This is a genomic window from Xenorhabdus doucetiae (genome assembly GCF_000968195.1).
GTDB lineage: Bacteria > Pseudomonadota > Gammaproteobacteria > Enterobacterales > Enterobacteriaceae > Xenorhabdus > Xenorhabdus doucetiae.
Window position 1 is genome coordinate 1,597,016 of sequence record NZ_FO704550.1, and the last position, 22,816, is coordinate 1,619,831.

Here is a 22,816-nt window from a genome sequence, read left to right on the forward strand (position 1 = left end):
CCTGTTAAAAATAATGGAAAAGGTTCCCTATGACACAACAGCGACTCGTTAAACACCGTCTGGATTATAAAGCACCAGATTACACAATAACTCACATTGACCTCGATTTTGAGCTGAATGCTGAGAAAACAACGGTGACCGCAATCAGTCAGGTAAAACGTCAGGTTAATGACATTACCCCACTGGTTCTGGATGGAGAAAATCTCACGTTAAAAAGTCTCTATATCGATGATAAAGCGTGGGAACATTATCAAGAACAGGAGGGAAAGTTACAGATTGAACAACTTCCAGCCCAGTTTACCCTGAAAATTGTGAATGAAATTAACCCGGCAGCCAATACCGCACTCGAAGGGCTGTATGTGTCTGGCGATGCCTTGTGTACCCAATGTGAGGCAGAAGGGTTCCGCCACATCACGTATTATTTGGATCGTCCGGATGTTCTGGCGTGTTTTACCACTCGCATAACCGCGGATAAATCCAAATATCCCTTCCTGCTTTCCAATGGTAACCGTATCGAGCAAGGCGTGCTGGAAGATGGCCGCCATTGGGTGAAATGGCAGGACCCATTCCCCAAACCGGCGTATTTGTTTGCCTTGGTGGCGGGGGATTTTGATGTCCTGCGTGACACATTCGTGACCCGCAGTGGTCGTGAGGTGGCACTGGAACTGTTTGTTGATCGGGGCAATCTGGATCGTGCTGACTGGGCCATGACATCGTTGAAAAACTCGATGAAATGGGATGAAACCCGCTTTGGTTTGGAGTATGACCTTGATATCTATATGATCGTCGCGGTTGATTTCTTCAATATGGGGGCGATGGAGAACAAGGGGCTGAACGTTTTCAATTCCAAATACGTTCTGGCAAAAACAGAAACCGCAACTGACAAAGACTATCTTGCCATTGAAGCGGTGATCGGCCATGAATATTTCCATAACTGGACAGGAAACCGCATTACCTGCCGTGACTGGTTCCAGTTAAGCCTGAAAGAAGGGCTGACCGTCTTCCGTGATCAGGAATTCAGTTCTGATTTAGGTTCCCGTTCGGTTAACCGCATTAATAACGTGCGGGTGATGCGTGCGGCACAGTTCGCTGAAGATGCCAGCCCGATGGCCCATCCAATCCGTCCCGATCAGGTGATGGAAATGAATAACTTCTATACGTTGACCGTCTATGAAAAAGGCGCGGAAGTGATTCGGATGATCCATACCTTATTGGGTGAAGAACAATTTCAGGCGGGTATGCAGCTTTATATCCACCGTCATGATGGCAGTGCTGCAACCTGTGATGATTTTGTTCAGGCGATGGAAGATGCTTCAAACGTCGATTTGACTCTCTTCCGCCGCTGGTATAGCCAATCTGGCACACCGGTGCTGACTGTCTGTGACGAATACGATGCAGACAAACAGCAATATATTCTGCATGTTAGCCAAATGACACCGCCAACGGCAGATCAGAAAGAGAAACAGCCACTGCACATTCCTCTGGACGTTGAGCTTTACGATGAGCAAGGCAGGGTTATCCCTCTGCGCCGTCATGGTCAGCCTGTGCATCATGTTCTGAATGTGATTAATGCAGAACAAACATTTGTATTTGATGATGTTCCATCACAACCTGTGCCTTCTTTGCTGCGTGAATTTTCTGCACCCGTGAAATTGGATTATCCCTACCGTGATGAACAGCTTTCATTCTTAATGAAACATGCGCGTAATGAATTCTCCCGTTGGGATGCGGCGCAGACATTACTGACCAATTACGTGCAATTAAATGTTGTCCGTAACCAAAAATTCCTGCCACTGGAATTGCCAATGCACGTCATTGATGCTTTCCGTGCGGTACTGCTGGATAAAGATATCGATCCGGCATTGGCGGCATTGATTCTGACGCTTCCGTCTGAAAATGAAATGGCAGAACTGTTTACCGTCGTCGATCCTAAAGCGATTCATGATGTCATCCAGGCAATGACCAAAGCACTGGCCAATGAAATGGCAGATGAATTTGCGGCGGTTTATCACAGCCTCCAGACCGGTGCATACCGTGTAGAACATAAAGATATTGCGAAACGCGATTTGCGTAATACCTGCCTTTACTATTTAGCCTTTATTGGCGACAAAGCGTTGGCGGATAAATTAGTGGCAGCACAATATTATCAGGCGGATAACATGACTGACTGTATCGCTGCTTTGTCTGCGGCGGTATTTGCTGAATTGCCTTGCAGTTATCAATTAATGGATGAATTTGATCAGCGCTGGCATCAGGATGGTCTGGTCATGGATAAATGGTTCAGGCTGCAAGCCACCAATCCAGCCTTTGATGCACTGGATAAAGTCCGTGACTTGATGCAGCACCGTTCTTTCAGCCTGAGCAATCCAAACCGCGTTTATTCACTACTGAGAACGTTCTTTAGCAATAATGCGGTGGCTTTCTATGCGGAAGACGGTAGCGGTTATCAATTCTTGGTGGAAGTGCTGACCGATCTGAATAGCCGCAATCCGCAAGTCGCATCACATTTGATTGATCCCTTGCTTCGTCTGAAACGTTACGATGAGAAACGTCAGGTTTTGATGCGTGCGGCACTGGAACAGTTGAAAAAATTAGAGAACCTGTCGGGTGATCTGTTCGAAAAGATTACCAAGGCACTTGAAAGTTAATCTATAACCTATCCTCCGGTTATCGCCGGAGGATATCAGGCCGCCGACCGTCAAGAGTGCTTTTTTGTTTACACAGATAATGGTAAATTAACGCTCTCTTCCTGTTACGACAACACAGCCATTATAAAAGCAATAGGTCAATTTAAATGTATTATTCTCTAGTACGGAAGGCATTGTTCCAGCTTGATCCTGAACAGGCACATGAGCTGACTTTCCGCCAGCTTAAACGTGTCGCCGGTACGCCTTTCGAATTCCTTATCCGCCAGTCAGTTGCCACTAAGCCCGTTACCTGCATGGGTTTGTCTTTCAAAAATCCCCTTGGTTTAGCTGCGGGTCTTGATAAAAACGGTGATTGTATTGATGCGTTTGGCGCGATGGGCTTTGGATTTGTTGAAATTGGCACGGTGACGCCGCGCCCACAAGCCGGAAATGATAAGCCAAGATTATTCCGGGTGGTTGAAGCGGAAGGGATCATCAACCGGATGGGGTTTAATAACCTTGGGGTGGATAATCTCGTAGAGAATGTTAAGCGCGCGAAATATGACGGGATTATCGGGATCAATATTGGGAAAAATAAAGATACGCCGGTCGAAAATGGCAAAGAGGATTATTTAATTTGCATGGATAAAATTTATCCGCATGCAGGTTATATTGCTATCAATATTTCTTCTCCTAATACACCGGGTTTGAGGACATTACAGTATGGTGATGCACTGGATGATCTCTTATCTGCGATTAAAAATAAGCAAAGCGAACTTGAGCAAAAGTTCCAAAAATATGTTCCGGTTGCTGTAAAAATCTCGCCCGATCTGTCAGAAGAAGAATTAATAAAAATTGCTGATAGTTTAATGCGTCATCATATTGATGGGGTCATCGCAACAAATACCACATTGGATAGAAAGATTGTGGAAGGTTTGCATCACTGCCAGCAGGCAGGAGGATTGAGTGGACGCCCTGTGCAATTGCGCAGCACAGAGATTATCCGTCGCCTTTCCCAAGAATTAAAAGGTGAAATACCGATTATTGGTGTCGGTGGAATTGATTCACTGGTTGCCGCCAGAGAAAAAATGGAAGCAGGCGCTTCATTAATTCAGATATATTCTGGTTTTATCTATAAAGGGCCAAAACTCATCAAAGATATCATTAATCATATCTGAATATTTGTTGCAATTTGGGGGCAGGGGTTTATTTCTGCCCTCAACTCGTCTATATTTTGTCTTATAGATTAAATTTAATCATTTATTTTTTAACTTCTTATTTCGGTGATAATGTTTATTTTTAACCAAAAAAGCTATTTTGAGCATAAAAGGGTAATCAATGAAAATTAGACCTGATGATCAGTGGCGCTGGTATTTTGATCCTGAGCATAGCCGTGTCATGCTCGATCTTGCTAATGGCATGGTTTTTCGTTCTCGTTTCCCGGCCAAAATGTTGACTAACTATGCCATGACAATGAAAGAAATGGCATTTTCAGTCGATGATGCCGCACTTTTTTATACTTTTGAAGAACATTCACGTCGTGTCAATATCGCCCCTGCATTGAGAGCTGAATTAGCTTTAAATGGAGTGGTGGCGTTACGTTTCATGAAACCACAAATGCCTAAGAGCTGGTATTTTTCCCATTTTTCTTTGATAGCAAAACCAGAACACGGTGAAATTGTTCAGCTTCAATTACAGGATAATGGTATTGAAGCACTGTTTATGGCAGTAGAAGTGGGTGACAATGCCAGTTTATGTCTATTGGCACAGCAAACATTAGCATTGAATGATCGAGTGATGAATTTTTGTGATCCCATTAAGGTCATGAATGACCGCATTATGCCTTATATTGAGCCAACTCAGTCATCGATATATGATAGGGCAATATAGGGCCACTAGACGCTGTATTCAGCATTTTATTAACTTTATTACTCCTATTAACATTATCAATTGCATTTGTGATGCAAATTCACCAATTAAAATTAATAAGATAGATGTAGAAATATAAAAATCAGACAGATGGCTGACTTATTACTGCCTGATTTAATCGAAAATGCTGTCGTCTTATATTATTAATGTTTAGCCTAATTCAATGACTAAATCATTCTGAGGTATACAGCTACATACCAGAATTTTTCCATCATTCTTGATAGACGTTGATTTTAAGGGCAATACCTCTCCTTTAATCAGAGACACTTTACAGGCACCACAAATTCCGGCACGGCATGAATAGGGCACGCGAATGCCTTGATCTTCGAGTTGTTCTAAAATAGTTTGCTGATTATTGCCAATAAAACGCTGCCCGTTGAATTCAATAGAAACAGTCTGTTGGGCAACTTCCTTAATCGTCAAATCAGCCGCTTGCTCACCGCCGCCATATGCGCGTGGTGTTCTCTTTTCTAAAATGGTAACCGGATCGCCTACACGGATAATACCACTGTTACGGGCAATGGCATTCTGGCCAAAATCAACCGCACCATCTTCTTTGGCGGTTCTAAAAGACTGTAGTGTCGCCAGTGGTTCACCTTGCGGATTTTTACGCCCTTTTTCCGGGCTGACGGTAGTCAAAATACAGCGGCTGCATGGTTTTGGCAGATCGAAAACAATATCGCCGATTTGGATGACCTGCCAGCTATCCTCTGCAAACGGTGCGGCACCTGTGACAATAATATTGGCACGGAACTGCTCTATTTTAATGCCGGCAGGACAACGTTGTTGCAAGGCATGAAAAGAGGCTTCATTGATAATTAAATAGGGGAAACCATCTGCGAATGATAAAGAGACATCGGGAAATTTTTTGACCCGCCGTGTCAACTCTTCGCTGAGCCAGCGTAATTGTACAGGGATATTAAAAAAACCACTAAGCCAACTATTCACCCTCTCAGGGGCGACTAAAGCGGTAAAATGATTGCCCCAAACTTCGGTGGGGAAACGTTCCTCCTGAAAATCATCGTAAAGTACCGTTGCGCTTTCTCCGTTGGGTGCCTGCAAATACAGGCCGTTATGCAGCATGGTTGGCGTAAATAGCAGCATCTGTGGATATTGGCGGGCAGTCATAAAAGTACCGTCTGTTGTGGTGATCATAAAATTGCGGTCAAACATCAGGCCACTTTCATTGACAAGGGAATGAGAGAGTTGTAATCCACGCATGGACTTGACGGGATAGGTATAGAGGCGCGACAGAGTTAACATCCATTATCTCCAAAATATTTTTATCTTTGCCGACATGTTTTCATCTTTGCCAACATGTTTTCATCATTGATCGTGTCAGCAACTTTAGGATATGTCGAAGGTATTGGCTATAATGTGCAGCAATTTTTTTAGTGGTGAATTTTTTGTGATGATTAATAAGATGAACTCTCTGTTTGCCAGCACCGCACGTGGGCTGGAAGAACTGTTAAAAAACGAACTAGAAATGCTGGGAGCGCAGTCCTGTAAGATTGCCCAGGGTGGGGTTCATTTTCAGGGCGATGATCGGGTGATGTATAAGAGCCTGCTGTGGAGCCGGCTGGCATCCCGCATCATGATGCCGCTTAACCAATTTAAAGTTTATAGTGACTTGGATCTGTATCTTGGTGTCCAGTCCATTGACTGGAGTGAAATTTTCTCAGTGGATAGCACGTTCTCGGTGCATTTCAGCGGCACTAATGAGGAGATCAGGAATACCCAATATGGCGCATTGAAAGTCAAGGATGCCATTGTCGACAGTTTTATGCGCAAAATAAAGCAACGTCCAGATGTGGCCAAACAACAACCTGATGTCCGTGTCCACGTCTTCCTGCATAAAGAAAATGCCACCGTGTCACTCGATTTGAGCGGCGATAGTCTGCATATCCGTGGCTATCGTGATCTGGCCGGACAAGCCCCACTGAAAGAGAACCTGGCGGCAGCGATTATTTTGCGTTCTGGTTGGCAGGTCGGAACGCCAATGGTTGATCCCATGTGTGGTTCAGGGACGTTGCTGATAGAAGCGGCCATGCTGGCAGCCGATTGCGCGCCCGGCTTGCATCGCAAACATTGGGGATTCACTTCGTGGTTGAAATTCAATGAAACAATCTGGCGTGAAGTGACGACAGAAGCACAGGTGCGTTTCCGTAAGGGGTTACAGGAAACCACTTCCCGCTTTTTTGGCATGGATATTGATCGTCGTGTCATGGATATGGCACGTTCAAATGCGCGCAGGGCAGGGGTAGCCCAATTGATCCAGTTCCAGCAGGGAGATGCCAGCAAACTGGAAAATCCTCTGCCGGAAGCGGAGGGGATCGTATTAAGTAACCCGCCTTATGGTGAACGTCTTGAAAGTGAACCCGCGTTGATTGCGCTGCACAGCGTATTTGGCCGAGTGGTGAAAGCGCGTTTCTCTGGCTGGCGTTTGTCATTGTTCAGTGCTTCACCTGAATTATTGAGTTGTTTGCAATTACGCGCAGAGCGTGAATTTAAGGCGAAAAATGGCCCGCTGGATTGTATCCAGAAAAATTATTCTATCCAGAAGCGTGAGCAGGGAGCGGATAAACCGCAGTCATTGGATACCGGTATCGCTGAGGATTATGCTAACCGTCTGCGTAAGAATGAGAAAAAACTCAGCAAGTGGGCCAAACAGCAAGGCATTGATTGCTATCGTTTATATGATGCGGATTTACCCGAATATAACGTTGCTGTTGATCGCTATGCCGATAAAATCGTTGTACAGGAATATGCCCCGCCGAAATCCGTGGATGCCAACAAAGCGCGCCAACGCCTGTTTGATGTGATCAGTGCCACCATGAATGTGCTTGGCTTATCATCCAGCCAACTGATTTTGAAAACCCGCCAACGCCAGAAAGGCAAAAGTCAGTATGAAAAAGTGGCCGAGAAGCAAGAATTCTTTTTGGTTAACGAATATGATGCGAAATTCTGGGTTAACCCGACCGATTATTTGGATACCGGATTATTCCTTGATCACCGCATTGCCCGCAAAACCTTGGGCGAAATGAGCCGCGGCAAGGATTTCCTTAACTTGTTTGCCTATACCGGTTCGGCGACCGTTCACGCAGGATTAGGCGGTGCGCGTTCGACAACCACGGTAGATATGTCCCGTACTTATCTTGAATGGGCAGAGAAGAACTTACAGGCAAATGGCTTAACCGGACGCCAGCACCGTTTGATTCAGGCTGATTGCCTGGGGTGGTTAGCGGAGTCCCGTGAACAATTTGATCTCATCTTTATTGATCCCCCGACCTTCTCTAACTCTAAGCGCATGGAAAACACGTTTGATGTTCAGCGTGATCACATCACATTATTGAAACAACTCAAACGCTTGTTACGTCCGGGTGGAACCCTGATGTTCTCCAATAATAAGCGCGGTTTTAAAATGGATTTTGCGGAATTGAATCAGTTAGGGCTGGTTGCCAATGAAATAACAGAAAAAACGTTGTCTCAAGATTTTGCCCGTAACCGTCAGATCCATAACTGTTGGCTGCTGCGTCACGCTGGCGAGGAAAAATAACATTATGTCATTAATCAATTTATCGGGTGCTTGGTTATCATTCAGTGACGCGCCGTTGTTGGATAATGCTGAACTGCACATCGAAGAAAACGAAAGAGTGTGTTTGGTTGGGCGAAATGGTGCGGGGAAATCCACCTTGTTGCGCGTGCTGGCAAAAGAGCAGCCATTGGATGACGGTCAGGTGATTTATGAACAAGATCTGATTGTTGCGCGCTTACAGCAAGATCCTCCCCGTGACGTAGAAGGCACGGTGTTTGATTTTGTTGCTGAAGGGGTAAAAGAGCAGGCTGAATACCTTAAAGCGTTCCACCATGCTTCGCATCTGGTCGAAACCGATCCCAGTGAGAAGAACCTCAACCGTTTGGCCGAGTTGCAGGAAGTGCTGGATATCCGCGGCCTCTGGTCACTGGATAGCCGGATTAGCGATGTGTTGAAACAGCTCTCCTTGCCGGCCGAAGCGAAACTCTCTTCATTGTCGGGAGGCTGGTTACGTAAGGCCGCATTGGGCAGGGCGCTGGTTTGCGCGCCAAAAGTGCTGTTTCTTGATGAACCGACCAACCATCTTGATATTGATACCATCGAATGGCTGGAGAATTTCCTGAAAGACTTTAATGGCAGTCTGGTGTTTATTTCCCATGACCGCTCATTCATTCGCACTATGGCGACGCGGATTGTTGATCTGGATCGCGGAAAGCTGACTTCATGGCCGGGAAATTACGATAAGTATCTGGAAGGAAAAGAAGAGGCTCTGCGGGTTGAAGAGCTGCAAAATGCTGAGTTTGACAAAAAACTGGCGCAGGAAGAAGTTTGGATCCGTCAGGGCATTAAAGCACGCCGTACCCGAAATGAAGGCCGGGTCAGGGCATTGAAAGCACTCCGTGTAGAACGCTCTGAACGCCGCAATGTGATGGGAACCGCGAAAATGCAGGTCGAGGAAGCGACCCGTTCCGGTAAGATTGTCTTTGAAATGGAAAATGTCAATTACCAGATTGGCGATAAAACATTGGTCAAAAATTTCTCGGCTCAAATTCAACGCGGTGACAAAATTGCGTTGGTGGGGCCAAATGGCTGCGGTAAAACGACATTATTGAAGTTAATGTTGGGCGATTTGTCAGCAGACAGTGGGCGCATTCATTGTGGTACAAAACTTGAAGTAGCTTATTTTGATCAGCATCGTGCCGCACTGGACCCGGATAAAACTGTCATGGATAACCTCGCCGAAGGTAAACAGGAAGTGATGGTTAATGGACGTGCCCGCCATGTACTGGGTTATTTACAAGATTTCCTTTTCCATCCCAAACGCGCAATGACCCCGGTGCGGGCACTGTCCGGTGGTGAACGCAATCGCCTGTTGCTGGCGCGTCTATTCTTGAAACCCAGCAACTTGCTTATTCTGGATGAACCGACTAATGACCTTGATGTTGAAACATTAGAATTACTTGAAGAATTGGTTGACGGTTATACCGGAACGGTGATTCTGGTGAGCCATGACCGTCAATTTGTGGATAATTCCGTCACGGAATGCTGGATTTTTGAAGGTAACGGCGAAATAAACCCTTATGTCGGGGGATATTACGATGCGCAACAGCAACGGGCGCAAACTGTTTCCCTGCGTCAAGCCCCGGAGAAGAAGGCCAATATTGAGAATAAGGCAGTAAAACCGAAAGAATCGCCTAAACGGACAAACAATAAGATAAGTTACCATTTACGGCGTGAATTAGAACAACTACCATTATTGTTGGAGAAATTAGAAGCAGAGATAAATCAACTGCAATCTCAGGTCAGTGACCCGGAATTCTTCAACCAATCACATGAAATTACGCAACATGTTCTGAATGAATTGGCAAATAAAGAACAAGCATTGGAAATGGCTTTTGATCGCTGGCAGGAATTGGAAACAATGAAAAATGGATGATCGCTGCCGCACAAAAGAAACTGGTGAGCTTTGCTAAAGGAGAAACACTTTGTGTTCCAACAATCACCAGCATGACAAGCTGGTTCTTTGTCCCCAATGCGACATGCTGGTGGCTGTGCCTGATTTGGAACAAGGGAAAAAGGCGGTTTGCCCACGGTGTCACGCGTTACTGACAGCAAAGTGGAAAGAACCGCGTAATCAACCAACAGGCTATGCGTTAAGTGCACTCATCATGCTCTTTCTCGCTTGCCTGTTTCCTTTTGTCAGTATGAGTGTAGCGGGGATGGTGAGTGAAATAACGTTAACTCAGATCCCCAAGGTGATGTTCAGTGAAGACTATTCCAGCATGGCGGTGTTTTTCCTGATCTTTGTCCAGCTTGTACCGACATTTTGTATGATTGCCATCATCCTCTTATGTCAGAACGTCAAAATGGCGCGCCGCTTGAAAATAGAGCTGGCGCGTATTTTGTTTCAGATGAAAACGTGGTGTATGGCAGAAATCTTCCTCGCGGGCGTGCTGGTGAGCTTTGTTAAACTGATGGCGCATGGCGAAATCAGCATCGGCCTGAGTTTTTTCCCTTACTGCCTGTTCTGCCTGTTTCAGGTCAGGGCATTTCAGTGTCTCGACAGACATTGGTTTTGGAATGAAATCGCACCGGCGCCTACAGTTTGCCAACCCTTGCAGGCGGGAAAACCTGGCCTGGTGCAAGGAGTCAGGCTGTGCCAGTGCTGTACCGCAATCTTGCCTGCCCAACAATCTCGCTGCCCTCGTTGCCACACAAGGGGGAATGCTCGCCGTCGCAATAGCCTTCAGTACACAATGGCTCTGCTAATAACATCAGCCATACTTTATATTCCGGCGAATGTTTTGCCGATTATGGTTACTCAGGCTTTGGGGCAACAAATTAATTCCACCATTCTGGAAGGGATTATTTTACTTTGGAGTTCAGGCTCTTATCCGGTTGCTATGGTCATTTTTATTGCCAGTATCATGGTGCCGATTTTGAAAATGCTGGCAATTAGTTGGTTATGCTGGGATGCAACCAGCCAAACGAACCATGATTCCGAAAAGATGAACTTCATTTATGAAATGGTGGAATTTGTTGGGCGTTGGTCAATGATTGATGTATTCGTTATTGCCGTGCTATCCGCACTGGTTCGCATGGGGCAACTGATGAGTATCTATCCTGCCTTGGGAGCCGTACTGTTTGCACTGGTGGTTATTTTGACGATGTTTGCATCAACCATGTTCGATCCGCGGTTAACTTGGGACAAAGCCAATCGAAAATTTGAGCGACATAAAAATGAGGAGTCGTAAGGTGACGGATAAAGAAGAAGATCTGACTCAGGCCAGAATTCGTAAACTTAAGAGTTGGTCACCTGTATGGATCGTACCCATTATCACGGTGCTTATTGGGGCTTGGATACTGTTTTATCATTTCAGTCATCAGGGGCCAGAAGTCACACTGATAACGTCCAATGCGGAAGGTATTGAGGCAGGTAAAACGAAGATTAAAAGCCGCAGTGTTGACGTTGGCGTCGTTGAAAGCGTGTCTTTGAGCGAAAACCTGGGGCAAGTTATCATTAAAGCCCGCCTCAATGATGGTATGGAGCGCTTACTGCATAAAGATACGGCTTTCTGGGTAGTGAAACCCCAGATTGGCCGTGAGGGTGTTTCTGGCCTGAGTACCTTACTGTCCGGGGTTTTTATCGAATTACAGCCCGGCACAGAAGACGGGGAAGAAAACCGCTTTTCATTGCTTGAAGCCCCACCGCTTGCTTCCCCTGACGCAAAAGGGATTCGCCTTATTCTGACCAGCGACAAAGCAGGGCGATTAACGCCTGGCGATCCGGTGTTATTTCGGGGGTATCGCGTAGGTTCCGTTGAGGCCGGCACTTTCGATCCCACCTCCCGATTGGTTCGTTATCAAATTTTTGTTAAAGCCCCTTATGACGCTTTGCTGACCACCAATGTCAGATTCTGGAAAGACAGCGGTGTCACGTTTGACATGTCATCACAAGGCATACGGGTTGAAGTGGCTTCATTATCAACTCTGTTTGGTGCTGGTGTGAGTTTTGACGTGCCGAAAGGCTGGGAGCTGGGTAATCCCGTTAAAGAAAAGGAAATTTTCACACTTTATGATAGTGAGAAAAATATCCAAAACGCACTTTATACAGAACATACCGATTTTTTATTATTTTTCTCTGATTCTGTGCGTGGTTTGCAGCCGGGAGCGCCGGTCGAATTCCGGGGTATTCGGGTAGGAACGGTCGCAAAAGTTCCTTTTTCTATCGAAGGCATTAAGCAGCGTATCGACAATGACTTCCGTATCCCTGTCCTGATTCATGTTGAGCCTGGTCGATTTGTCAAAGAGTTAGGTAATGGACTTAACACAGACAAAGAATTAAAAGAAACGATTGCACGAGGCTTAAGAGCCACGTTGAAGTCAGGCAATTTATTGACAGGTGCGTTGTTTATTGATCTGGACTTTTTCGCTAATGAGAAACCCTGGGAAGGCCCATATGAAATCGCAGGTTATAAAACCCTGCCTACGGTAAGTGGTGGTTTGGCGCAAATTCAACAGAAAGTCATCATGGCATTGGATAAGATCAATGGCATGCCGATAGAACCGGTTTTTGTTCAGGCAACGCAGACACTGGAAGAGAGCCGGAAAACCATTAAAACAGCCCAGAAAACAATGGATGAGTTAAACCGTATTCTTGCGAGTAAAGAAGCACAGGGGCTACCTAAAGATATACAAAATACATTACATGAGTTGAATCGCAGTATGCGGGGCATTCAGCCAGGCTCACCCGCTTATAGTCAATTGATGGATAATATGCAGCGGTTGGATCAGGTATTACGTGAATTGCAACCTGTTTTGCAGACACTCAATAATAAGAGTAATGCCTTGGTATTTGAAGCAGAAGCGGTCAAAGATCCTGAACCTAAAAAGGCACCTAACTGATGAAAAAATTGATGGCAAGATTGGCATTTTTTATCACTGCCAGTGTATTTATTGTTGGAAGTGGGCTTATTTCGGGGTGTAGCAGTCGTCAACCACAAAAAACCTATTATCAGTTACCGATCTTGACCCACTTAGCATCGGAAAAAGAGTCGGAAGGCAAGTTGGGGGCTAAACATGAACGGCAGCTATGGGTAAAAAGGGTTAACCTTTCTGACTATCTTGCCGCTCCCGGCATTGCGTATCAGACGGGAAAGGTGAGCTATATCAATGCGTCGAACCATTTATGGGCCAGCCCATTGCAACAACAATTACAACAAATATTGATCTCTGAACTGAGCGCGGCATTTCCACATCGTTTGGTGTCTGGACAGGAATTAGAACCAGACGCAGATGCGTTGGATATCACAATAACGGCTTTTCACGGGCGCTATGATGGTCAGGTATTGATTGAAGGTTACTGGCTATTGTCTAACCCAGATAAGGTAATTAAGCGGCCATTTAACCTTAAGCTGAAACAGGAAAAAGATGGCTATGCTGAATTAGTTCTTACTTTGGCAAAGGGTTATAGCCAGTTAGCCGAATCTATCGCCAGACAACTCTCTTTGCAACGTTAACAAGCCACCTCCGCCATCGCGGAGGTGCTCAGCATTGGCAACAGAGAAGTTGATAAACTTTTGGTTGCCAATGTGAATGGATTAAAAAGCACTGGTATCTTTAAACAAGCCTACTTTCAAATCAGTCGCAGTATAAATCAGTTTACCATCGACCAGAACCTCACCATCAGCCAGTCCCATAATTAATTTGCGATTAATGACACGCTTAAAATTAATGCGATAGGTCACTTTCTTGGCCGTTGGTAATACTTGCCCGGTGAATTTGACTTCCCCAACACCGAGTGCGCGGCCTTTGCCTTCTCCGCCAACCCAGCCCAGGAAGAAACCCACAAGCTGCCACATGGCATCAAGGCCAAGGCAGCCCGGCATAACAGGATCATTGACAAAATGACAATCAAAAAACCACAACTCAGGGTTGATGTCGAGTTCAGCTTCGACATACCCCTTATCGTAAGTACCACCGGTTTCTGACATTTTCGTGATGCGATCCATCATCAGCATATTGCCAGAAGGCAGCGGTGGCCCATTCTCACCAAACAATTTACCTTGCCCGGAGGCGTGAAGTTCTTCTTTCGTGTAGGACTCTTGTTTTTTAAACATACTCTCAGGTTGCCTCATAATCGTGTAAGGCTAGAGAATAGCGTACACTTGTACGCTCAACAACTCCGATCAGATAACGATGGAGTTAACCTAGCCAGCGTAAAAACCATGGAAGTCGAGGTCGTTCTTGAATATTAGCCTGTGTAATGCGTTCACGTATCATGGCTAACAAGTGTTCTTTTTGTAGATCATTCTGTTGATCATGCTCTTGTAGGTCAGGATCATGCGGATCATAGTAGAGCATACCCGTTAACAGTGACGCAGCTTCAGAGACATGCTCAACCGCCCAAATATGAAATTGCCCATTTTTTACCGCATTAATAACATCTTGGTTCAGGCACAAATGTTGAATATTTGCGACTGGAATAATGACACCTTGATGGCCGGTTAGCTCGCGGTGGCGACATATGCGGAAGAAACCCTCAATTTTTTCATTAACGCCACCGATAGGCTGTACATAACCGAATTGATCCACCGCACCCGTCACGGCAATTTGCTGATCGATAGGCTGTTGTGACAAGGTGCTGATAAGGGCGCATAATTCGGCGAGTGACGCGCTGTCCCCATCTATTTCACCATAGGATTGTTCAAATACGATAGAAGCAGAGAACGGCTGTGGTTGATCTAATTTCAATTCAGAAATTAAATAAGCCTGCATAATCATCATGCCTTTTGCATGAATGTTGCCGCCTAACTCAACCTTACGTTCCACATCAACAAATTCCCCATCCCCTAAGTGCGCAACACAACTGATACGGGAAGGTTCTCCCAGTGGGGTAGGGTGCCCGGGATATTCGAGTACGGATAACCCATTGATTTGGCCAATAACTGAGCCTTGCGTATGAATCAATACCTGACCTTTCAGAATTTCATCCATACTGCGTTCGGCCAAATAGCCATGACGCCAAATACGATTATTTTCCGCTTGTTGCAGGGAATGTTGGGTAATCTGTTGTTCCTGATGATAATTGGCCGCGGCTGCTAATTTCTGCTGCAACCATTGCATATCCAGTGGCAACCGGCATTGATCTTCGGTATAACGCACAGCGAGTTTAATTAACTCAGGCCAGGCATCGGCGCTCAGTGGCGGCAAGTTTTGCTGCTGAATGATCCCATTAACGTATCGGCACCATACCGCCAAATCATCTTCTTCATGAAAGGGCATATCCAGCTCAAATTCGCCATACAACGCGCTGCTTGCCAGTTCAGGTTCAATGGCTTGTAGCTCTTCGAGACTGAGCCTGTCTCCGACCAAAACCAGACGCAGATCCAATTCCATTGACGGTATCGGTAAGGGGAGAGAGCGGTTTTCATCGTGAGAAAGCCAATCAAAACGACGCTGAATAATCATCTGCTTGAGACGAACCCACATCAATGGCTGCGAGAGCAGGGTACGCAGGGGCAAAACCAAGACCCCCCCGTTGACCTGATGGATAAGACCGGGTTGCAGTTGAATGACCTCTTGATAGGTATAGAGATTGCCGAACAATTGCTCAGGTTCAATCCACTCACGGTAAGCAACGCGCTTGGTTGGCGCAAAAAGCCCTTCGCCTGAAGAGTGCCAAGTCATGGTTTGATGCTCTATCTGATAATAACCGCCGATATCTGGACAGTCCTTCGGCAACAAAGAGGAAATGGCATCGGATAAAAGGGACAGATAAACATCACTCTCTTCTGCCTTTAACAGCATAAAAGGTTGACGCAGGGAGGTCTGACAAAAAAGGGATAACCCATTGTGCAGTCTGGGTTGAACCACATCCATTGTGATGGGGGACAATTCAGCGACAGAATTAAAGAGGGCCTGATAAGGCGCATTGTTTGGCTGTAATGCCTGCCAGTCTAGTTTTATATTCGTCAAAGTGATAGCTACGTCATAGAGTAAACAAGGAAACATTTATTATACAAGATTAAGCCGTGAACCAACATGCCAGAATTTTGCAAGAAACGCCATTTGAGCCAGCGTTTTTATTACTTGTAAAATATGCCAATATTCGTGTTGCTATAGGCAAATTAAAGAAATAATTGCTATGCTTAATTTAAGTTACGCTGTCACTGAGAGATGAAATGAAATATCAACAATTGGAAAATCTGGAATGTGGCTGGAAATGGGCTTATTTGGCAAAAAAACACCGTGAAGGTGAGCCGATTACTAAATACATTGAAAAAAGTGCCGCACAAGATGCAGTCAATAACTTAATGAATTTAGAAAGCGAGCCAGTCAAGGTACTAAAATGGATTGCCCAGCATATGAATCCGGATTTATCCAACCGAATGAAGCAAACGATTCGGGCACGGCGTAAACGTCATTTTAATGCTGAACACCAACACTCGCGTAAGAAATCCATTGATTTGGATTTTCATGTCTGGCAGCGGCTTTCAGCACTTTCCCAACGGCGCGGCAATACCTTGTCAGAAACGATCATACAGCTATTGGAAGATGCTGAATATCGGGAAAAATATACGCATCAAATGTCGAGTTTGAAGCAGGATTTGGAAGCAATATTAGGCAAATAGCTTCCTAATAAACAGAAAAATAGCTGAAAAACAAAAACCCCATTAAATGGGGTTTTTGATAAATCAATTATAACAGTATTTAGTTAGCCGCTTGTGGCTGAGTCACCACTTCGGTCGTGCCCTGAATGTTGATAATGACACGACGATCTGGAGCCAGGCAGTCGATAAGTTTAGCGCGAACTTTAATGCTATCACAGGTAGAGCCTGTGACAGGATCTACCTTACCGCGACCTTCTGCCTGAATGCTGTCTGCTGGGATACCTTTAGCGACCAGATAATCTACAACGGACTGAGCACGTTTCTGAGACAGTGGCAGGTTGTAGTTTTGGCTGCCGATGCGGTCGGTGTAACCGAGTACCACAACCTTGCCCTGAGTTGGGTCGATTTTAGCCAGTTGGTTATAAAGGTTGTCCAGTTCCTGTTTACCTTCTGCTTTCAGAGTAGATTTGTTGAAATTGAACAGAACATCAGAGCGCAGGGTAAAGCTCTTGCTTTCAACGATAGGCGCCGGCGCTGGCGCAACTGGAGGTGCTACTGGTGCAACAACTGGCGCAGCTTCATCTTGACCGAAACGGTAAGAAACACCCACACTCAGCAGGCCGTTATCTGGACGGGCACCAACGGTAGTCGCATCACCGATGTTATTAACCCACTGATAGTCCAGACGGGTTGCCAGATTTTTGGTCAGTGCGTACTCGACACCAATCGCGGCCAGAGGAGAAACACCTGTGTCGTTGTTTTTCAGTCTGCGCTGGTCATTTGCACCTGTTCCAGCAACTGCATTGGCATTATAGGTTGCAGAGGAGTCCGCACGCCATACCATACCGCCAAGACGAGTATAAACATCCAGATTGTCCAGCACTGGGTAGCTCAGTTTAGTGGTCAGTTGAACGCCTTGAGCACGGAAAGCACCGTTATTAACGCTGCCCTTATAAGCGATACGGCCTAACCAATCGTAACCCAGTTCAAAACCCAGATATGGGTTTGCTTGATAGCCGACATAAGCACCTGCACCCAACTGGTTTTTGTGGGCAGAACCGTTGCCAATCTGGTCATTATAACCATTGCCGTAGAAATTTACGTCATGGTATTGAGACCAACCCAGCTTAGCACCGGTATACCAAGTGTTGTCCTTTGGAGCTGCTTGAGCAGCAGTTGCGAAAGCTGCCACTGCCATTGCTACTGCGATAGCTGTCTTTTTCATTGTACGCCTCGTTATCATCCAAATAGGCAATTGGCTTTAAAAGCCTTATTGTTAGCCACTGGTTAAAATGTTCTGTTAGGTAACCATGCTTTAATCAGAAGATCTGTTCTGAAATATAAGAGCGGTAAGCACAACTCCCTAAACTGTGTAAAGTCTACAACGAAGTTAAAAAGTTACAAGTACACTGTGACACATGGCACAAAATTTTTAATTTTAGACTGACATAAAATAAGTATTTTTGACGAACATTTACAATTTTTACATTATTAATATAGTGATTTTCATTACAAACAATAATGATTCTCAATGAATAGTTCATTTTTTATAAAAAATATTAAGACTAATCCTAATATTGGTTAATGATGATTTTAATTAATGATAGTAATTAGAGTGAATTTGTAGCCTATTTGTTTTTGGCAATTTTGTTTGTGAAAATTGAGGTAATAAATTTTGTGGGCGCATAATAAAGCCAAGTGTAATTCCTTTTTGCGCAGCGATTTGTAGCGTATTGAATTGATATTCTGATAATTCGGGTAACCAACCTAATACAATACTGTAATTACCACTCGCCAGCGCTTTTTCCATAGCACTCACCGAAGCGATAGGGCAAATTTGACTGAGTTGGACAACTTTATTTAGGGGCAGGTTGGCCTCCATTAACCACCGACGGCTTAATTTCTTATTAGGATTTACCCAAAGTAACCATCGCTCTTCTTTTCCTGATTGACGTAATAAAGGAAGAAGAATGTGATTAATGACAGCATGATGTTCACTGTAGATCAGCTCACTAACTACACCTTTTATCGGGTTTATCGGATGTGAAATGTATTGGGGTGGCTCTACAAAAGAGACTCTTTTCACGGTCATCCCAACCCTTGTTTTGTCTGTTTTATGTTCGTGCTCTGTTGTGCCGGCTGCTGTTGTTCTTTTCTCAGAGAGATATTTCCACGCTGTTCGGATGCTCATAATGTTCCTCGCCACAGGTCGCTGTTATGATAAGCTGTATATTTATACAGTATAACGCTATTTGATTAAAAGCAAGTCCCTTTTTTTCAAAGCGCTTCGCAAAAATTTACAGAAATTAGCATTTTCCTGACTTAACGATTGGCAGTTGGAAATAGATTGCGTATGGTTTTAATTAGTTGTTCTTGTTATCTATTTTATTAATAACAAGCATGATCAACCATTGCGTTGGAATGTGATTCATGGAGCGATAAAAATGTTGTTATCCGGAGATCGTTTTGCTCAATTGCAACATGGCGTATCTGCACTGGGCAAAATCAAGAAAAAATCTCAATTTGGGGGCATTGGGTTGCTAATCGATGGGATTTTATTTGCTATCAGTTCTGATGGAGAGTTTTATTTACGAGGTAATAGTCACGTCGAAGTATTATTTAAGGCCAGGGGAATGGAGAAATTTATTTACTCAAAAAGAGGAATACCTGTGACTTTACGGTATTATCGTGTTAGTGAATCACTTTGGCAGAATCAAAAACAGTTATCCGAATATGTAAATTTAGCCTATCAATACAGTATGAAAGAGATCATTGATAGACAGAAAATACCGATTAGGCTTAAAGATCTCCCTAATTTAGGGATCGCTTTAGAGAGGCAATTATGGAAAGTGGGTATCTCTAAAGTAGAAGAATTACGAATTGTGGGTGCAAAAGCGGCTTACCTCAAACTCCAGCAACAGAGGAAAAAAACCAACATCAATTTGTTATTTGCTTTGGCAGGGGCAATAGAAGGATGTCATGTTGCGGTATTACCCGAAAAATTGCGTGACGAATTAATTAGCTGGCACAGTGAATTGGTTCACCATCATTCAGATCCTTATTCATCATGAATGAAAATGGGTGAATAGGGGCGTGGTGCCCCTATTTTCTAAATTCATGCAATATCTTATGCAGGGATTGAAGTTTTTTGGGTAACGTGCTTTTCTGCTATAGATTGAATTGCATGGCTTAATATTGCCGGATCATGTGCAAAATCATTCAGCGAAATATGATGAACCTGAGCAATAGCGGATAACCCTTTTAGTAAATGGCTGGCAGAGTGATTAAAGGGGTGTTCGGTGACCAGTATAATCGGACGGTTTAAGGCGGAAGCCCAGCCTAATTCGATATGGGTGCCGTCCGTCCTGATGAGTTGTTTTTGTTGTGGGCAGACGGGCAAAATGGCAACAAAAATATCACACTGCTCCATCCATTGGCGATCCCGTTGGGAAACTTCCTCTGGTGTATATAAGTGTGTTGTTCCGCCAAATTGCTCTGTACGATGGGCTGAAAAAACTTCTGTACCGAGTGATTCCAATTGGCAAATAGCAGATTTAATGTGAACTTGTAAATTATTGTCTAATACCCTGAGTCTTAATGCATGTTGAATAGGGCCGCCAATAAAAACTTTAAGATTAGAAAATAACATAGACATAGGGTTACCTCTTATGGAAATAAGATCTTGTGTTTATCAGAGTAGGTAATAATGATTTGTTTTTATACAAATATCATCAGGCTATTATTTGAATAAATTATACTTTTCATTATTGTGTTATATTTAGATTATGCTGCCATCTTTCAATTTTTGCTTGGAAAACCTATTTTCAATATAATCAACAATAATGTCATCTGCACTTTTTTGAATCATGTCATTTTCGGAAATGTCGCTTTGGAAAATATCGTGACAAAAATTGATGTTGTTTTTTTCCTTTGCAAGGAATTGGCTGATCATATCCATCGCTCGTTTTCTTTCTGTGGGGGTATTAATAAATAAGTCATTACATTTTTTAATTAACGCTAACCCCTCTTTCTCTGGCAAGTATAGAGGAATATCAGGGTAACCATATTCTGATTGCCATAAAAAACCGTGTTCATGACTATAATAATGTTGTAGATAAACGTCTAATTGTAATTGCTGACTATAATTTTGTGGTGGTAAGAAAAAAACATCTTTATTAAGAGCGACACACTCATAAAATGTTGTAAGACCAGGATTGGCTAATACTTTATGGGCACGATGTAATTTGTGCAGAAAATCCTGCCTTGCAAAACAGCCAATATCAATATGAGGATGTGTTTTGGCAAACATTTCTGCCAGGTTGACGATCGTTTTGCCTCCACCCGCAATAGTAATCTTGGTTTCCTGTTGCAAATAAGGAATAGACAATAGTTCTTTCAGAAAATGGTAATAAAAATCGGTGGTATCGGCATAGACGGTATCAATCCCCCCCAGTGTAATTAACACGCCTTCTGGTGGATGGTCATCTGTCATACGTTCATCCATCATATATTGTTGCAGGGAGCTATGAAGAATTGGGGGTATTACTTGATAAGTGCCGAGCTTATCTTGGAATCGTTCAATATTGCGTTCTATTCCGTGAAAATTCTGAATAAATGTTTTCTCGGTTTGGTGCAGATCGACCTGAAGATTATCCCACATCCAAAATAGCGTATCGATATAGATAATGGTGGTATCAAGTTTCGAGACGAAATTAATCGAATTAGGGTTAGTATTGCTGATATACAAGTCTGCACCTGAAATAAGTTCAGCGTAGCGTGAAAGCTCGCTAACAGAAGTGGTATCACATTCATAAATGGCATCAAATAAGCCGGATTTTTGGCCTAATTGCGAAGAAGTGAGTGTACCTAACAAAATAAATTTAGTACCTGATATGAATTTATTTCGACGCTTTAATTTCTCCACCACATTTAATGTGGTGGAGATCGGGCCAAAACAGAATGGATCAGCGTCAAATATAATATAGGGAGCATTTTTCAACATGTTATGTTCTCATAAAGGAATATTTACATTTTCTATATCAAATTGTTTAGTATAAGGACAATATAAAAAAGTACTGCCATGAAGATGATTAAGATGCCATCGCCCGGAAAGATTGAGATCGCGTGTCATTAAATGAGCCAGGAAAATATTGTGCAAATTTTGATGGGAGACAATCATTCGCATGGAAGACATTGAAAGCTCATCACCCACTTGCATGATAAAACGATGAATTCTGTTGGCGGCATCCGTTACCTGTTCTGAATTTTTGAAAGGCAAATCAAGGGGGGTATAGAGCAAACGATGGGCATAATCCTCACCATAACGACGTGGGATATCTGCCAGTTTCATGCCAATAAGCTCTTGCGGGAAGAACTCACAAAGTGCCTGCGTTTCTTGTAATAAACAAGATTGATTGGCCGAACTGAGTGCGTGGGCAGTTTCCAGTGCCCGGCGTTGAGGTGAAGTGTAAATCGTTTGCCACGGCAGTTTCCCCAGTATTCGGATACCGATGTCTTTAGCCTGTTTGATGGAAGTATCATCAAGGGCGATGATGTTATCTTCAGGGCAATAATCCAGATGATCCAATGGAATAATTTGTCCATGCCTGATCCACAGTATCTTTAGGGGAGGGATGGGGCCATTATAATGCATGCGTTCATCGACTTGATGGCTCGAAAGCCCAAGGGATTGCCAAAAACAATTGGCATTTTTACCGACATCGGTTTCCAGATGAACCTGAGTGGCGCCGTGGCGACGCCCCCATTGCAACATGGCGTGCCATAATCCATGACCTAGCTTTTGGCGCTGGTATTCATCCCTGATATAAAATTCAGCAATATTCAGGGTGACTTTTTCTTCTCGTTCAAGTTCTTCCCGCTCAAGATATACATTGGCTAATCCCGCCAATTGCCCGGTATTCAGTAACAAAAACAGCCCCCTGTCACCTTGCAGGATGCGTTGTTCAAGGGCCACATGGTTCTCTTTTGCTATCTCTTCTTCTGACAGATCCCCAAAAACGTCCGGCCAATGGCGCTGAAAATATTCGCCATAAAGATGAAGAAATGAATCCCACAAGGGAGATTGAGGGGTAACTTGTTTGAGTTCTAACATT

The 22,816-nt window shown here is 44.1% G+C and carries 18 protein-coding genes; 10 read left to right on the forward strand and 8 right to left on the reverse strand.

The features are described from left to right. Positions 1–29: 29 nt before the first annotated feature. From pepN to XDD1_RS07380, 3 genes are all read left to right on the forward strand, one after another. Positions 30–2,648 (forward strand): aminopeptidase N, encoded by a 2,619-nt coding sequence (gene pepN / locus XDD1_RS07370; RefSeq protein WP_045970008.1) that lies wholly within the window; start codon positions 30–32, stop codon positions 2,646–2,648. A 146-nt stretch (positions 2,649–2,794) separates the two neighbouring features. Beyond that, on the forward strand, positions 2,795–3,805 hold the full coding sequence (gene pyrD / locus XDD1_RS07375) for a quinone-dependent dihydroorotate dehydrogenase (RefSeq protein ID WP_045970010.1): 1,011 nt from the start codon (positions 2,795–2,797) through the stop codon (positions 3,803–3,805). A gap of 160 nt (positions 3,806–3,965) precedes the next feature. Beyond that, positions 3,966–4,517: a cell division protein ZapC gene (locus XDD1_RS07380; RefSeq protein WP_045970012.1), complete on the forward strand. Its 552-nt coding sequence runs from the start codon at positions 3,966–3,968 to the stop codon at positions 4,515–4,517. A 189-nt stretch (positions 4,518–4,706) separates the two neighbouring features. Here the strand turns inward: XDD1_RS07380 and XDD1_RS07385 are convergent, their stop codons facing one another. Continuing rightward, the gene (locus XDD1_RS07385) at positions 4,707–5,819 is read right to left on the reverse strand and encodes a YcbX family protein (RefSeq protein ID WP_045970014.1); all 1,113 of its coding nucleotides are present in this window, start codon (positions 5,817–5,819) and stop codon (positions 4,707–4,709) included. 160 nt (positions 5,820–5,979) lie between these two features. Here XDD1_RS07385 and rlmKL point away from each other — a divergent pair, with 160 nt between their 5' ends. The 5 genes from rlmKL (at position 5,980) to pqiC (ending at position 13,610) form a co-directional block, all read left to right on the forward strand. After that, positions 5,980–8,112 (forward strand): bifunctional 23S rRNA (guanine(2069)-N(7))-methyltransferase RlmK/23S rRNA (guanine(2445)-N(2))-methyltransferase RlmL, encoded by a 2,133-nt coding sequence (gene rlmKL / locus XDD1_RS07390; RefSeq protein WP_045973382.1) that lies wholly within the window; start codon positions 5,980–5,982, stop codon positions 8,110–8,112. A 4-nt stretch (positions 8,113–8,116) separates the two neighbouring features. Beyond that, positions 8,117–10,027 (forward strand): ABC transporter ATP-binding protein, encoded by a 1,911-nt coding sequence (locus XDD1_RS07395; RefSeq protein ID WP_045970016.1) that lies wholly within the window; start codon positions 8,117–8,119, stop codon positions 10,025–10,027. A gap of 103 nt (positions 10,028–10,130) precedes the next feature. Then, on the forward strand, positions 10,131–11,345 hold the full coding sequence (pqiA, locus tag XDD1_RS07400) for a membrane integrity-associated transporter subunit PqiA (protein ID WP_231854500.1): 1,215 nt from the start codon (positions 10,131–10,133) through the stop codon (positions 11,343–11,345). Between the two features lies 1 nt (position 11,346). Then, a complete protein-coding gene (gene pqiB / locus XDD1_RS07405; RefSeq protein ID WP_045970020.1) occupies positions 11,347–12,996 on the forward strand; it encodes an intermembrane transport protein PqiB in 1,650 nt (549 codons plus the stop codon). Positions 12,997–13,007: 11 nt separating this feature from the next. Further along, on the forward strand, positions 13,008–13,610 hold the full coding sequence (gene pqiC, locus XDD1_RS07410) for a membrane integrity-associated transporter subunit PqiC (RefSeq protein WP_231854478.1): 603 nt from the start codon (positions 13,008–13,010) through the stop codon (positions 13,608–13,610). 81 nt (positions 13,611–13,691) lie between these two features. On the opposite strand, the gene fabA is transcribed toward pqiC, so the two are convergent. Both fabA and XDD1_RS07420 read right to left on the reverse strand, forming a co-directional pair. Further along, complete coding sequence (fabA, locus tag XDD1_RS07415) at positions 13,692–14,210, reverse strand: bifunctional 3-hydroxydecanoyl-ACP dehydratase/trans-2-decenoyl-ACP isomerase (RefSeq protein WP_045970023.1); 519 nt, start codon at positions 14,208–14,210, stop codon at positions 13,692–13,694. An 85-nt stretch (positions 14,211–14,295) separates the two neighbouring features. Then, positions 14,296–16,068, reverse strand: a complete 1,773-nt coding sequence (locus XDD1_RS07420) for an AAA family ATPase (protein ID WP_045973383.1) — start codon at positions 16,066–16,068, stop codon at positions 14,296–14,298. Between the two features lie 206 nt (positions 16,069–16,274). Here XDD1_RS07420 and matP point away from each other — a divergent pair, with 206 nt between their 5' ends. After that, entirely contained in the window at positions 16,275–16,724 is a 450-nt protein-coding gene (matP, locus tag XDD1_RS07425) for a macrodomain Ter protein MatP (RefSeq protein WP_045970025.1), read from the forward strand. Positions 16,725–16,803: 79 nt separating this feature from the next. On the opposite strand, the gene ompA is transcribed toward matP, so the two are convergent. Together ompA and sulA are read right to left on the reverse strand one after the other, a co-directional pair. Then, complete coding sequence (ompA, locus tag XDD1_RS07430) at positions 16,804–17,928, reverse strand: porin OmpA (RefSeq protein ID WP_045970027.1); 1,125 nt, start codon at positions 17,926–17,928, stop codon at positions 16,804–16,806. A 372-nt stretch (positions 17,929–18,300) separates the two neighbouring features. Further along, complete coding sequence (gene sulA, locus XDD1_RS07435) at positions 18,301–18,894, reverse strand: SOS-induced cell division inhibitor SulA (protein ID WP_045970029.1); 594 nt, start codon at positions 18,892–18,894, stop codon at positions 18,301–18,303. A 253-nt stretch (positions 18,895–19,147) separates the two neighbouring features. Between sulA and XDD1_RS07440 the strand changes: the two genes are divergently transcribed. Continuing rightward, positions 19,148–19,774: a TfoX/Sxy family DNA transformation protein gene (locus tag XDD1_RS07440; RefSeq protein ID WP_045970030.1), complete on the forward strand. Its 627-nt coding sequence runs from the start codon at positions 19,148–19,150 to the stop codon at positions 19,772–19,774. A gap of 56 nt (positions 19,775–19,830) precedes the next feature. Here XDD1_RS07440 and XDD1_RS18790 read toward each other — a convergent pair whose 3' ends face one another. The 3 genes from XDD1_RS18790 to XDD1_RS18385 all read right to left on the reverse strand — a co-directional run bounded on the left by XDD1_RS18790 (position 19,831) and on the right by XDD1_RS18385 (position 22,815). Next, complete coding sequence (locus tag XDD1_RS18790; RefSeq protein WP_084720968.1) at positions 19,831–20,358, reverse strand: nucleoside 2-deoxyribosyltransferase; 528 nt, start codon at positions 20,356–20,358, stop codon at positions 19,831–19,833. 123 nt (positions 20,359–20,481) lie between these two features. Then, a complete protein-coding gene (locus tag XDD1_RS07450) occupies positions 20,482–21,705 on the reverse strand; it encodes a hypothetical protein (protein WP_045970032.1) in 1,224 nt (407 codons plus the stop codon). A 9-nt stretch (positions 21,706–21,714) separates the two neighbouring features. After that, positions 21,715–22,815, reverse strand: coding sequence for a GNAT family N-acetyltransferase (locus tag XDD1_RS18385; RefSeq protein WP_052705650.1), 1,101 nt, complete (start codon positions 22,813–22,815; stop codon positions 21,715–21,717). Position 22,816 lies beyond the last annotated feature (1 nt).

What these genes read in the sequence shown, in the direction of transcription:
- pepN (WP_045970008.1), top strand. Translation starts at nt 30, where the DNA reads ATGACACAACAGCGACTCGTTAAACACCGTCTGGATTATAAAGCACCA.
- pyrD (WP_045970010.1), top strand. Translation starts at nt 2,795, where the DNA reads ATGTATTATTCTCTAGTACGGAAGGCATTGTTCCAGCTTGATCCTGAA.
- XDD1_RS07380 (WP_045970012.1), top strand. Translation starts at nt 3,966, where the DNA reads ATGAAAATTAGACCTGATGATCAGTGGCGCTGGTATTTTGATCCTGAG.
- XDD1_RS07385 (WP_045970014.1), bottom strand. Translation starts at nt 5,819, where the DNA reads ATGTTAACTCTGTCGCGCCTCTATACCTATCCCGTCAAGTCCATGCGT.
- rlmKL (WP_045973382.1), top strand. Translation starts at nt 5,980, where the DNA reads ATGAACTCTCTGTTTGCCAGCACCGCACGTGGGCTGGAAGAACTGTTA.
- XDD1_RS07395 (WP_045970016.1), top strand. Translation starts at nt 8,117, where the DNA reads ATGTCATTAATCAATTTATCGGGTGCTTGGTTATCATTCAGTGACGCG.
- pqiA (WP_231854500.1), top strand. Translation starts at nt 10,131, where the DNA reads ATGCTGGTGGCTGTGCCTGATTTGGAACAAGGGAAAAAGGCGGTTTGC.
- pqiC (WP_231854478.1), top strand. Translation starts at nt 13,008, where the DNA reads ATGGCAAGATTGGCATTTTTTATCACTGCCAGTGTATTTATTGTTGGA.
- fabA (WP_045970023.1), bottom strand. Translation starts at nt 14,210, where the DNA reads ATGTTTAAAAAACAAGAGTCCTACACGAAAGAAGAACTTCACGCCTCC.
- matP (WP_045970025.1), top strand. Translation starts at nt 16,275, where the DNA reads ATGAAATATCAACAATTGGAAAATCTGGAATGTGGCTGGAAATGGGCT.
- ompA (WP_045970027.1), bottom strand. Translation starts at nt 17,928, where the DNA reads ATGAAAAAGACAGCTATCGCAGTAGCAATGGCAGTGGCAGCTTTCGCA.
- sulA (WP_045970029.1), bottom strand. Translation starts at nt 18,894, where the DNA reads ATGAGCATCCGAACAGCGTGGAAATATCTCTCTGAGAAAAGAACAACA.
- XDD1_RS07440 (WP_045970030.1), top strand. Translation starts at nt 19,148, where the DNA reads ATGTTGTTATCCGGAGATCGTTTTGCTCAATTGCAACATGGCGTATCT.
- XDD1_RS18790 (WP_084720968.1), bottom strand. Translation starts at nt 20,358, where the DNA reads ATGTCTATGTTATTTTCTAATCTTAAAGTTTTTATTGGCGGCCCTATT.
- XDD1_RS07450 (WP_045970032.1), bottom strand. Translation starts at nt 21,705, where the DNA reads ATGTTGAAAAATGCTCCCTATATTATATTTGACGCTGATCCATTCTGT.
- XDD1_RS18385 (WP_052705650.1), bottom strand. Translation starts at nt 22,815, where the DNA reads ATGTTAGAACTCAAACAAGTTACCCCTCAATCTCCCTTGTGGGATTCA.